A 12,860-nucleotide genomic window follows, 5' to 3' on the forward strand; every position below is an offset into this window, starting at 1 on the left:
TTCCACGGTGGCAGACACGGGCGCCGGCCGCTTCGCCCCCAGCCCTTCCGGCCGACTGCACGTCGGCAACCTCCGCACGGCCGTCCTCGCGTGGCTCTTCGCCCGCTCCACCGGACGCCGGTTCCTGATCAGGGTGGAGGACCTGGACCGCGTCCGCGCCGGCGCCGAGGCGGAGCAGCTCGCCGAACTGGCGGCGCTGGGTCTCCTCTCCGACGAGCCGGTCCTTCGCCAGAGCGGGCACATCACCCGGTACGCCGCGGCGCTGGAGCAGCTCGTTGCACAGGACCTCGCCTACGAGTGCTTCTGCACGCGGCGCGACGTCGCGGAAGCGGCGAGCGCCCCGCACGGGCGGCCCGGCTTCTACCCCGGCACCTGCCGGGGCCTCGGTGAGGACGAGCGGGCCCGACGGCGGCTCGAGCGCCGCCCGGCGCTGCGGCTGCGCTCCGCCGTCGACAGCTGGACCGTCGAGGACCTGCTGGCCGGGCACGTCACGGCTCCGGTGGACGACTTCGTCCTGCGGAGGAACGACGGCGTGATCGCCTACAACCTCGCCGTCGTCGTCGACGACGCCGCCCAGGGCATCGACCAGGTGGTGCGGGGCGAGGACCTCCTCGACTCGGCCCCGCGGCAGGCCTATCTGGCCTCCCTGCTCGACCTCCCGGTGCCCACCTACGCGCACGTGCCCCTGGCGGTGACGGCCGACGGCCGACGCTTGGCAAAGCGGGACGGCGCTGTGACACTGGAGGACCTCGCCGGGCTGGGCTGGACCGCCGGCGCCGTCCTGGACGTCGTCCTGGCCTCGCTCGGTCTTCCCGGCCGGAGCCTCGACGCGGCCCTGGCGGTGTTCGATCCGGGGCGACTGCCTCGTCACCCGTGGGTGGTCGACCCCGCCGTCCTGTTCCCCACCGCCGCCGGACCGGCATGCAAACCGTCAGCACCAACCGATAAGGTTCATCCGTGAGTACAGCCCTCTACCGCCGCTACCGTCCCGAATCCTTCGCGGACGTCATCGGCCAGGAGCATGTCACCGAACCCCTGATGGCGGCCATCGACAAGGACCGCATCAACCACGCCTACCTGTTCTCCGGTCCCCGCGGCTGCGGGAAGACCACCTCGGCGCGGATCCTCGCCCGCTGCCTCAACTGCGCGCAGGGGCCCACGTCCACGCCGTGCGGTGTCTGCGACAGCTGCGTCGAACTCGCACGCAACGGCTCCGGCAGCCTCGACGTCATCGAGATCGACGCCGCGAGCCACGGTGGCGTGGACGACGCCCGCGACCTCCGCGAGCGCGCCACCTTCGCCCCCGTCCGCGACCGGTTCAAGATCTTCATCATCGACGAGGCCCACATGGTCACGTCGGCGGGCTTCAACGCACTGCTGAAGATCGTGGAGGAGCCGCCGGAGCACATCCTGTTCATCTTCGCGACCACCGAGCCGGACAAGGTGATCGGCACCATCCGGTCGCGGACGCACCACTACCCCTTCCGGCTCGTCCCGCCCGAGCCCCTCATGGCCTACCTCGAGCTGCTGTGCCGCCAGGAGAACGTGCCGGTGGCGCCGGGAGTACTCTCGCTCGTGGTCCGCGCCGGCGGCGGGTCCGTCCGGGACTCCCTCTCCGTGCTCGACCAGCTCATGGCCGGGGCAGGCGAGACCGGACTCGACTACGAGCTCGCCGTCTCGCTCCTCGGCTACACGCACGCGACCCTGCTCGACGACGTCGTCGACTCGGTGGCGGCCGGCGACGCGGCGACGGTGTTCAACGCCGTGGACCGCGTGATCCAGACCGGGCACGATCCGCGGCGTTTCGTGGAGGACCTGCTGGAGCGGTTCCGGGACCTGATCGTCATCAACGCGGTCCCCGAGGGCGCCGCGTCCATTCTTCGCGGCGTGCCCGACGACCAGCTGAACCGCATGCGCACGCAGGCGAACCAGCTCGGCGCCGGCGAGCTGTCCCGCGCCGCCGACGTCACCAATGCGGCGCTGAACGAGATGACCGGCGCCACGTCGCCACGGTTGCACCTCGAACTGCTGTGCGCGCGCCTCCTGCTTCCGGCTGCGGATGCCTCGGAGCGCGGCACGCTCGCCCGGGTCGACCGCATCGAGCGTCGCCTCGAGTATGCCGCCGGGACTCCGGACACCGACGGCGGCAGTGAACCCGCTGCTGCGCCCGGCCCGGTCGCTGCGGCCGAGCCTCCGAAGGCCCCGGCACGTCCTCGGCTCGACGGCGTCCCCCGGACCGCGGAGGAGGCTGCCGCCCGATGGTCGCTTCCGGTCGCCGATCCGGCCGGTCCGGCGGTGCCCGCAGCCGCCACGGGCCAGCAGTCACCTGCCGTCCGTGACCAGCAGCAGGCCGGGACGCCCGTGGCGGGTTCGTCGCCCGACTGGGGCGGCAACTGGGGTGTCTCCACCGACTCCGCATTCGCCCATCCGCAATCCGAGGCGACGACGGCGGCGCCTACTGCGGCAGGCGCACCGGGCACGTCGGGTACCCCCGGCACCGCGGGCGGGACAGGCACTCCAGGCGGAGCGGACACCGCTGCGGCGCCCCCTCCCCCGAACGCCCCGACGCCGGGTCTCACCGCGAGCGGGGAAGACCGCGAGGAACACCCGACCGCCGACGAGAGCGAGCCGGACGGACCGGCCGATACGGCCGGCGCGGAACCCACGAAGCCGGCCTCCTCCGTCGATGGTGATTCGCCGCGTGCGGGCGACCCGGGTCAGCAGCCCCAGCAGCCCGGCAGCGCGTCCGGCCAGCAGCCCCGTGCCGACCGCGATGAGCGGCCAGGCGCGGGTTCCGGCGCGCAGCCCGGCCAGCATCAGGCCCCCGGTTCCGGCCCGCAGCCCGACCAGCCCGGAGCGGCCGGAGGCCAACGCTCGTCCCCGCAGCAGCCGGCCGCAGCCCCGGGCGGCTCGGCACAGCCGCAGCAGGAATCACGACGGCCCGAACCAGGCCAGCAGGGACCGTCCGCCGCGTCCGGCGGAAATGTCGAGATGATCCGGCGCGCCTGGCCCGAGATCATGGACGAGGTCGCGCACATCAAACGCGCCACCTGGCTCATCGTGAACGTCTCGGCCAAGCCGCGATCGTTCGAGGGCAACCAGCTGGTCCTGGCGTTCGTCAATCAGGGCAATGCCATCGGGTTCCAGCGCGGGCCCCACATGGACAACCTGAAGCAGGCGATCCACAAGGTCCTCGGCCTCACCTGCTCCATCGAGGCGGTCCACGACGCCGGCGGGTCGGGTGAGTCGGGCCCAAAAGTACCGGCCAGCACGGCGGGCCCGGGTAACAGCCCGGGCCCTGCCTCCTCGGTGTCAGGGCGTGATACCGATCCGGCTGTGTCCCAGGACGACGCACGACCTCCTGCGGAGGCAGAGTCACGCCGCAGCGCGGAACCGGGAGCCCCGTCCTCGCCCACCGGCCCTGGCCCGCGTGACACCGGGACGACCGGTGCGTCCTCGCCGGCGGCACCCACCGGCCCTGCGCCTCGTGGCACCGGGCCCGGGACCTCAGAGTCCACCGCGCCCGCGCCGTCCCCCGGCAATGCGGCCGGTCCATCCACTCGCACCGACGATCGGGCCGACTCCCCTGACGCGGAGGTGGCAGGCGCCCCGGTGACGCCGGGCGCCGGCGATCCCGTATCCGGTCCGGCGCCGATCGCTTCCGCCACCGGCCCGACGCCGCCTGCTGGCACTTCCGGCCAGGCGAGCCCGACTGCCGCACCCGAACCTCAGGCGGTCCCGGACGCTGCACCCACACCTCCGGCGGTTTCAGGGGACGCCCCCACGCCGGACGGCACTACCACCCCGGGATCGGAAGCTGCACCCACACCCCAGCCGGTCACGGACGACCCACCCACGCCGGACCGCGTCACCACTGCTGGATCGACTTCTGACGCCGAGGGTGCGGTCCGCCCGGGACAGGACTCCACGCCTCCAAGACAGCCGACCCCGCAGTCATCCGACACCCGCCCGGCACCGGCTACGGATGCCGGCCGTCCCGACACAGCGACTCCTTCTGCCGCACCCGCAATGCGCCGGGCCGCCGACGGCGTGCCCACCGCGGACCGCGCGAAGGACCCAGCGCTGGACGAAGGCGTCAACCGTGGAACCCGCCCGGTCGAGCGCTCTGCGTCTGCGTCTGCGTCTGCGGAGACCGTCAGTGCCTGGGACCCCTCCATGTCGGACGACTCCTGGGCCCTCGTGGAACCTCCCGAGGAAGCGTTCGATCCCGGTCCGGGCTGGGGCGCCGTTCCGGAGGATCCCTACGAACGCCGTGCCGCAGGAGCACGCGGAGCCGGAGGAGCCCAGCCGCCCGCGGCGCCGGCACCCGCCACGACGAGCCGCCGAGGCCCGGACCCACGACGCACCGGACGCGCCCCGACGACCACGAGCCCATCCGGGCCCGGCCCGCGGGCCACGCCTGCGGGAGCGGCCGCGAGCCCGGCCCCACCCACCGCCTCGCGATCCGTCGTCTGGAGCCCCCCCGGCACGGCCACACCACCCGGCGCCGACCGAGCGACACCCCTGACCCCCGGCATGGAAGACGCCGGGAACACCGAAGCCGGGCCGGCGCCCGTCGAGCCCGGGAACCCGACAGCGCCCGCCCAGCCCGTCCAGCCCAGGAAGCCGGTCATACCCCGATTCGCGGCACCCGGCTCCGCGTCCGCCGTCGCCCCGACGACGTCGCCCGCACCGCCGTCCGTCCCCGGCTCGACGGCACCCTCCCCTGGTGCGGCACCCGGCGATGGAGCCGGATCGGACGGACCGGCGACCGCAGACAGCGTCCGCCAGAAGCCGGTCAGCCGCTATCAGAAACTGCTCGACGAAGCCGAACGGAAGCGGGCCGAGGAGGCAGCAGCGGTACGGGGCACTGTCGATCTCCGCTTCGTGGAGGACGAGCCCAGCGCGGATGACGAGACCATCGAGGAATCGGGACTCGTGGGACGGACGGCGATCGAGCGCATCCTCAACGGGCGCCTCATCGAGGAACGCGGCGTCGACGGCCAATAGGCCGGGCCCGGAATCGGGACCGCCCCGACCCACGCTCAGGGCGTAACGCCGCCGCCGCCCCACGGGCGCTCCGCTATCGCGGCAGGGCGGACAATGGAGGGTGCGCTTCTTCCTGCTGACGCAGCGGGAGGGTGCGGACCACATCCGGCACCGGAACACCGGCACCACCACCACAGGCAGAAGAGGACACACCGTGTACGAAGGCGCAGTGCAGGAGCTTATCGACGAGCTCGGACGCCTGCCCGGGGTCGGCCCGAAGTCGGCCCAGCGCCTCGCGTTCCACATCCTGGAAGCGGACGGCGAGGACATGCAGCGCCTGGTCACCGCGATCACCACGGTCAAGGAGCGCGTGAAATTCTGCAGCGTCTGCGGCAATGTCGCGGAGCAGGACCAGTGCGCCATCTGCCGCGACCCGCGTCGGGACGCGTCCATGATCTGTGTCGTCGAGGAGTCGAAGGACGTGATCGCCGTCGAACGCACCCGCTCCTTCCGCGGCAGGTACCACGTGCTCGGGGGCGCCATCAATCCCATCGCGGGCGTAGGCCCGGACCAGCTCCGCATCCGTGAACTGCTCGCCCGACTGTCGGATTCGCAGATCCAGGAGATCATCATCGCCACCGATCCGAATCTGGAGGGGGAAGCGACGGCGACCTACCTGGTGCGCATGCTCAAGACCATCGGCATCCCTGTGACACGCCTGGCATCCGGCCTCCCGGTCGGCGGCGATCTCGAGTACGCGGACGAGGTGACCCTCGGCCGGGCCTTCGAGGGCCGCCGCGTCATGTCCTGACGCGAGCGCCCCACCGAGGGACCAGCTAGGCGATGCGTGTCCCCCGCGCGAGGCGCCTGGCCGGCATCGTGAGCTTCCGGCGGGCGGCCAGCAGCAGCGCGGCCGCCAGGACCAGCTGGATCCCCAGCCCCAACGGCCAGATCGGCGTCTCCTGCGGGAGCGGGCGGAGCGCCTGGGCCGCCTCCTCGCAGGTCTGGTCGGTGTCGGGTCCGGCCTGCGCCGTGCGCACCCCCTGACTGATCGTCTCCATGACGCCGGGCGTGTAGTAGGGTCCGCCACCAGGACCGTAGCGGCTCGATGCCCCCGGCTCCGGCAGGTCCTCGACACTGTAGGGCACGGCGTCGGCCACCACCACGAACGGATTCGCGGCCAGGATCCAGGTGATGTACTGCGTGTTGGGCACCTCAGACCGGTAGGTCTGCGTCACGCATTCCATCTCGGCGCCCGGCTGGGGAGCGCCCATGCTGTCGAGGCCCGCCTCCGGATAGTTGTAGTAGGACGACGTGACCGTCCGTTCCTCCATCACCAGCAGCGTGCTCAACCCGAAGACGATCAGCGTCCCGATGGCCAGCAGTGCCACCAGCATGTAGGTGCTGACGATTGAGAAGAGCGGCCGGTTGGCGAGCGCCGAGACGCCCACGCCGATCGCGCAGACCACACCGAGTTCCACCGCCAGCATCAGGAGCGAGACCACCGCCTCCTGGCCGTTGACGCCGCCGAGGGCCAGCGCCCAGAGGATGAAGGGGCTGCTGAGGACGAGGAACGCGAGGGACCCTGCCCACGAGGCGAGCCACTTCCCCGCGAGCAGCTGCCCCGGCGTCAGCAGGGTGACCTGGAGGATCGCGAGGGTCCCGCCCGCGCGGTCGCCGTTGACGGCGTTCGCCGAGAGCCCGGGCGAGACGAGGAGCCCGAAGAAGAGGACGAAGCCGACGATCAGGTCGAAGAGGATCCCGCCCTCGTTGTCGGTGGTTCCGAGCACGCCGAGGCCGAGGACGAAGATGAAGCCGATCACCACGAACCAGGTGCCGAGCATCCAGTACCAGCCCCGGCCCCGGAGGCGTTGCTTCATCTCGAGGGTGAACACGGTGCCGACCGCGGTCCGGAACGGCAACCTCGGGGTCGAGGGTTCGGTCGCTGTACTCATCGTCTGTCCGTATCGAGGCTCATGTAGGTCTCTTCGAGCGCACCGCCCGCGGGTGCGAATGCGGTGACGACGACGTCGGCCATCACCAGGGTGCGCAGCAGCCAGGAGGCCTCCGCGGTGCTGCCGAGCTGGACGAGGAACTCCTCGCGCCGCGAGTCGCGGCGCGCCTCGAAGCGCACGCCGTGGCTCTGCAGGGCCGCGGCGAGGGCGGCCATCGGCGCGGCCTGGATGTAGTAGCGGCGGATCTGGCCGCCGGCCTCGTCCAGTGTCTGGCTCTTCACCGACTGTCCCCGGTTGACGAAGACGGCGCGGTCGGCGATCTCGTCCAGCTCCGACAGGACGTGGCTCGAGACCACGACGGTCTTGCCCTCGGCGGCGAGGGTGCGCAGCAGCGATCTCAGGTCCACCCGCGAGCCGGGGTCGAGGCCCGACGCCGGTTCGTCCAGGAGCAGGACCTGGGGGTCGTGGATCAGGGCGCGCGCGAGGCTGAGCCGCTGCTGCTGCCCGCGGGAGAGCACCCGGGCGGGCTGGTGGCCGAAGTCGGTGAGCTTCACAGCCGCCAGCAATTCGTCGGCCCGCCGGGTCCGGTCCGTGGAGCTCATCCCGTAGAGCGCGCCGAGCGTGGTCAGCACCTCGAGGGCGGTCAGCGATTCCCACACGCCCAGGGTGTCCGGCATCCAGCCCACCCTGCTCCGCACCTCCGTGGGCTGCGCGACGGGGTCGAAGCCCGCCACGCGGATGGTGCCGAGATCGGGAGCCAGCAGGCTCGCCATCATCAGCAGCAGGGTCGTCTTGCCGGAGCCGTTCGGACCGATCAGAGCGGTCACTTCACCGGGCGGAGCCTCGAAATCGATATCGCGGACTGCCTGCACCGAGCCGAAGCTCCGCGCGACCCCCTCGACAACGATTCCCCCAAATTCGTTGGTCATGCTCTGAGGCTAGGCGACGGAGGAGCATTTGGACGGGAAGCCGGAACGGCAATCGTCGGGTCGTCGCCGGTTCTTATTCCGACCCCTACTTTGAGTGGACGATTCCCCCGCCGCTACACTGGCACGGGCGCAGGATCACGGTCCCCCAGCGCCTTCAGGCGCCGATGCTGCCGCCCGTCACAGCAAGCACGGCCGGCTGGCGCCGCCGTCGTCCTTCTTCAGTGAGCGAGTGCATGAGCCTCATAGTCCAGAAATTCGGCGGTTCGTCGGTGGCCGACGCCGAAGGAATCAAGCGCGTCGCACGCCGGGTCGTCGACACCCAGTCCGCGGGCCATCAGGTGGTCGTCGTCGTCTCCGCGATGGGTGACAGCACAGACGAGCTGCTGGATCTCGCCGCGCAGGTGAGCCCGACGTCGTCGGACGCCCGCGAGATGGACATGCTCCTCAGCGCGGGCGAGCGCATCTCCATGGCCCTGCTGGCGATGGCGATCCATGCCATCGGCGCGTCCGCGCAGTCCTTCACCGGCAGCCAGGCCGGCATGATCACGGACGCCATCCACGGCAAGGCCCGGATCATCGACGTCTCCCCGCACCGCATCAGGACGGCCATCGAGAAGGGCGACGTCGCGATCGTGGCCGGCTTCCAGGGCATGAGCCGCGACAGCAACGACATCACGACCCTCGGCCGCGGTGGATCGGACACCACCGCCGTGGCCCTCGCCGCCGCGCTGGACGCGGACGTCTGCGAGATCTACACCGACGTGGACGGCGTCTACACCGCAGACCCCCGGGTGGTCCCGTCGGCGCAGAAGATCGACACGATCTCCAGCGAGGAGATGCTCGAGATGGCGGCGTCAGGAGCGAAGATCCTGCACCTGCGCTGCGTCGAGTACGCGCGCCGCTTCGGTGTCCCCCTGCACGTGCGCTCCTCCTTCAGCCACAACGAGGGCACCTGGGTGCTGCCCAGCCCCGATGACCAGATCAAGATTCAAGAGGGAGAACCCTTGGAACAGCCCATCATCTCCGGCGTCGCGCACGACCGCTCCGAAGCGAAGGTCACGGTCGTCGGCGTGCCCGACATCCCGGGCAAGGCGGCCGAGATCTTCGGGATCGTCGCCGGCGCCAACACGAACATCGACATGATCGTGCAGAACGTCTCGACGCACGGATCGGGCCGGACGGACATCTCCTTCACGCTGCCGATCGTCGACGGCGCCGAGGCGCTCGCGGCGCTCGATGCCGCGCAGGAGCGCGTCGGTTTCGAGTCGGTCGACTACAACGAGAAGATCGGCAAGCTCTCGCTGATCGGCGCCGGGATGCGGTCCAACCCCGGCGTCTCCTACCGCTTCTTCCGCGCCCTGTCCGACGCCGGCGTGAACATCGACATGATCTCGACGTCGGAGATCCGCATCTCCGTCGTCACCGGCGCCGAACTGCTCGACACCGCGGTGCGCGCCGTGCACGCCGCATTCGAGCTCGACGGCGAGGCCACCGCGACGGTGTACGCGGGGACGGGCCGCTAGCCACGCCGTCGCCGTCGCCGTCGCCGTCGCCGTCGCCGTCGAGCCCACTATCCGGTTCCGTTGGGCGGGAGTGTTCGACCATGCCCACTGTTCGACACCGGACAGTGGGCACGAAGCATCGCCGGCAGCGCCCTGACACGGGGCACCCGGGTATCCGGAGCACGGAGAAGGCCGGCGGATCAGTGATCCGCCGGCCTTCTTCGTGTCATCCAGCAGGTGTTACTTGTTCCCGGTGGGGGTGATGGATTCCCTCGGGCCGGTCAGGAGCTTGTCCGCCGGGTCCACGGAGGACAGCTCGGTGGCGGCGGGGGGCTGGACCGTGGCCGTGCCCGTGCCGTCGACGACGACCGTCACGTACGTCACGGCCGAGGACCCCTCGTAGCTCACCCGGCCCACGTAGGAGCCGGCAGCGAGGCCGGTCCATGTGAGCTTCACGGCGCCGGTGGCACCGTTCGCGAGGACGAGCGGGTTCGGTGTCAGCGTCGCGTTCTTCTCCGTGCCGCTGAGCACCGCCGCGTCGATGGTGCCGGCCGTCGGCCGGTTGTCGGTGCTGGCGTACAGGTTGGCGATGATCCGGTAGGTGCCGGGCGCCGGCTTCTCGAGCGTGATCGTCTCGCTGGCGTCCGCCGTCGCCACCTGGGTGACGGTGCCGGCCGGCGTGATGAGGAACATGTCGAAGTCGGCGGTCGGGTCACCGGAGAGGACGGAGAACTTCGCGATCGGGGCGCCCGCAGGGACGGTGACGTCCTTGACGGCGTTCGAGGCGTTGTTCGCGTTGGCCAGGCCACCGGGCACCAGGTTGATCGCCGTCGAGTCCGCCTTGGCGAGGCCCTGGAGCGTCATCTTGATCGGGGCGTTGGTGCCCGAGGTGACGTTGAACGTGCCGCTTCCGTCAGGGCCGGCGGAGGTGAAGGCCGCCTCGGCGGGGGCGTTCACGGCCTGCGGGCGGACGGCCACCGGGGAGGTGACCTTCTTGCCCTGGCCGGACCAGGTCAGGGACCCGGCCGCGAACTTGCCGAACGGCGCGCTCTGGTTCTCGAAGGAGACCTTGAAGGTGCGCTTCTCGCCGGGTGCGCTGAAGTTCAGGATCTCCGGCGTGACGGTGACCTTCACTCCGGGGACGTTCGCGGTCGCACGGTACAGGCCGGGGGTGACGGCGGTGACCGTGCGGGTGACCTCGATGCGTCCGGTCAGGTTGCCGAGGGCGAACGAGGGCACGTTGGTGTCCTTGGCGGCGACGGGCTTGATGCCGTCCATGCCGAGCTCGACGCCGGTGCCCTCGATGAAGCTGAGGTAGTCCTCCACCGTCTGGTCGTAGACCAGGCCGGGGCTGAGGACGGTCGCCGGGTTGATGTGGCCGGCACCGACCGCGAGGACGTCGGTCTCGACGCCGCCGGTGGCGGTCTTCAGCGGGTAGGCGGTGGTCATCATCGCCGACTTCACGGTGGCCGGGGACCAAGCAGGGTTCTTGCCGAGCACCAGCGCGGCGAAGCCCGCGACGTGGGGCGAGGCCATGGACGTTCCGGAGAGGAACCCGAACTGGGCGCCCTTGGAGCCGACCGTGGAGACGCCCGCGAGGACGGCCACGCCGGGAGCCGTGATATCCGGCTTCAGCAGGTCGGAATCGGTGGCCAGCAGCGGGCCGCGCGAGGAGAATCCTGCGACCTGCGGTGCGGGCGGCAGGGGCTTGCCCGTGGTGTCCGTGGGCTGCAGGGCGACGGTGATCGCGGGGTTCGCCGCGACCTTCGCCTTGAGCTCGAGGGCCTCGGGGGCGTTGACGTGCACCGTCGGCACCACGTGCTGGTCGGTGTCCGTCGAGGAATCGACGAGGTTGACGAGGATCATGCCCACGCCACCGGTGCGGAGCACCTCGGCGCTCTTGGCGGTCCGGTCGACGACGCCGCGGTCACAGACCACGATCTTGCCGGCGACCTTCGCGGGGTCCAGGGTGTTGGGACCGCACAGGTTCGGGCTCGCCGCGCCTGCAGCCGCCACGTTCGCCGCGAGGACGACCGGGCTGGCGGGGACGCCGGTGCGCATGATGGACGCGCCGCGGTACTTGGTGCCGTCCGAGAACTCGGCGGTGCCCTGCAGCTCGTAGTTGAAGGTGCTCGCGGCGACCGTGGTCATCCACGGGGCGCCGTGGTTCACGGTGCTGGCCGTGGGACCGGAGTTGCCGGCCGAGGCGGCGACGAAGATGCCCGCGGAGGTGGCCGAGAGGAAGGCGAGGGACACGGGGTCCGTCGTCGTCGTCGTGCTTCCCGAGATCGAGTAGTTCAGCACATCCACGCCGTCGAGGATGGCCTGGTTGATGGCATCGACCGAGGCGGAGGAGTAGCAGCCGCCCGTGTTGGGGTCCGTGTCCTCCCAGCAGGTCTTGTAGACCGAGATCTTCGCCTCGGGGGCGACGCCGGAGGAGACCCCGAAGTTGCGCCCGTCGACGGTCTGGGTGACCCCGGCGTTGCCGGCGGCGGTGCTCGCGGTGTGCGTGCCGTGGTTGTCGATGTCGACCGGGGAGAGGACTTCCTCCGGCGCGCGGTTCGCGGCGGGCACGCTGGCGATGAAGGCGTCGGCGAAGTACTGCGCGGAGACGACCTTCGAGTTGCAGAGGCTGCCGTCGAAGCCCTGGCCGACCTCGCAGTCACCGATGAACGTGCTGCCGTCGGCCTTCAGCATGGCGATCTCGCCCGCGGCGTTGAGGTAGGGCTCGCCCACCTTGGGCTTGGAGTTGCCGGGGAGCGCCTTCACGGGCTTACCCGCGAAGAAGGGGTTGTCGGGGGCGTATCCGGTGTCGATGACGCCGACGACGGTTCCCTTGCCCGCGTTCTTCTCGCCGCCGAACTGGGTCTTCCAGGCTCCCTTGTTGCCGTTCAGGCCGAGGAAATCGATGGTGGAGTAGTCCGGGGCGTTCTCCACATCCGGAGCCACCATGAGGACGTTGTCGCTCTTGGCGAGCTCGATGGCCTGGTCGGCGCTGAGATCCGCGGCGAAGCCGTTGATCGCCGCGGTGAAGGTGCGGTCGATCTCGACATTCTTCGCGGCAGCGACCTCCTGCTGCTTGGTCTCGAGGAACTTCGAGTACTGCTGGACGTTCGTCGCCCGGGCGTCGAGCTTGCTGCCCGGCTGGGGCTTCGTCGGGGCGAGGCCCTGCACTCCGCCCGTGTAGGTGGCGACCGGCTTGTCGGCGAGTACGACGATGTACTTGCCGGCCGGGTACTGCGCCGGGTCGAGGTTCTTGGCGGGCGCCTTCTGCGGCGTCACCGAAATCGCCGGGGCCGGCGCTGCGAAGGCAGCCGGCGCCACAGCCGTGGATGAGACCAGTAGCGGCAGACCCAGAACGATTGCCGCGGCGGCGCGCATGCTGGTGCGCCCCTGCCCGGCTTTTCTCCGTTGTGTCATAGGAAGGTAGTGCCTCTCGTGAAAGTGCGGGCCGGCCTGAGCCGTTCCCCCGATGCCGTGGTCTC

7 protein-coding genes are annotated in these 12,860 nt (G+C 70.9%); 4 read left to right on the forward strand and 3 right to left on the reverse strand.

The window, feature by feature from the left end:
• Positions 1 to 7 precede the first annotated feature (7 nt).
• The 3 genes from gluQRS (at position 8) to recR (ending at position 5,800) form a co-directional block, all read left to right on the forward strand.
• Entirely contained in the window at positions 8 to 961 is a 954-nt protein-coding gene (gluQRS, locus tag IWX63_RS07640) for a tRNA glutamyl-Q(34) synthetase GluQRS (RefSeq protein WP_199277571.1), read from the forward strand.
• Complete coding sequence (locus IWX63_RS16775; RefSeq protein WP_334685723.1) at positions 958 to 5,010, forward strand: DNA polymerase III subunit gamma and tau; 4,053 nt, start codon at positions 958 to 960, stop codon at positions 5,008 to 5,010. Before gluQRS ends, IWX63_RS16775 begins: the two co-directional genes overlap by 4 nt.
• A 193-nt stretch (positions 5,011 to 5,203) precedes the next feature.
• Positions 5,204 to 5,800, forward strand: coding sequence for a recombination mediator RecR (recR, locus tag IWX63_RS07650; protein WP_199277793.1), 597 nt, complete (start codon positions 5,204 to 5,206; stop codon positions 5,798 to 5,800).
• Positions 5,801 to 5,825: 25 nt separating this feature from the next.
• On the opposite strand, the gene IWX63_RS07655 is transcribed toward recR, so the two are convergent.
• Positions 5,826 to 6,944, reverse strand: coding sequence for an ABC transporter permease (locus IWX63_RS07655; protein ID WP_199277572.1), 1,119 nt, complete (start codon positions 6,942 to 6,944; stop codon positions 5,826 to 5,828).
• Positions 6,941 to 7,873 (reverse strand): ABC transporter ATP-binding protein, encoded by a 933-nt coding sequence (locus tag IWX63_RS07660; RefSeq protein WP_199277573.1) that lies wholly within the window; start codon positions 7,871 to 7,873, stop codon positions 6,941 to 6,943. The genes IWX63_RS07655 and IWX63_RS07660 overlap by 4 nt, the downstream gene beginning before the upstream one ends.
• Before the next feature lie 233 nt (positions 7,874 to 8,106).
• Between IWX63_RS07660 and IWX63_RS07665 the strand changes: the two genes are divergently transcribed.
• Positions 8,107 to 9,396: an aspartate kinase gene (locus IWX63_RS07665; protein WP_199277574.1), complete on the forward strand. Its 1,290-nt coding sequence runs from the start codon at positions 8,107 to 8,109 to the stop codon at positions 9,394 to 9,396.
• Positions 9,397 to 9,615: 219 nt separating this feature from the next.
• Here the strand turns inward: IWX63_RS07665 and IWX63_RS07670 are convergent, their stop codons facing one another.
• A complete protein-coding gene (locus IWX63_RS07670; RefSeq protein WP_442859113.1) occupies positions 9,616 to 12,795 on the reverse strand; it encodes a S8 family serine peptidase in 3,180 nt (1,059 codons plus the stop codon).
• Between the last annotated feature and the right edge of the window lie 65 nt (positions 12,796 to 12,860).

It is taken from the genome of Arthrobacter sp. CAN_A2, from assembly GCF_015752045.1.
Taxonomy (GTDB): domain Bacteria; phylum Actinomycetota; class Actinomycetes; order Actinomycetales; family Micrococcaceae; genus Arthrobacter_D.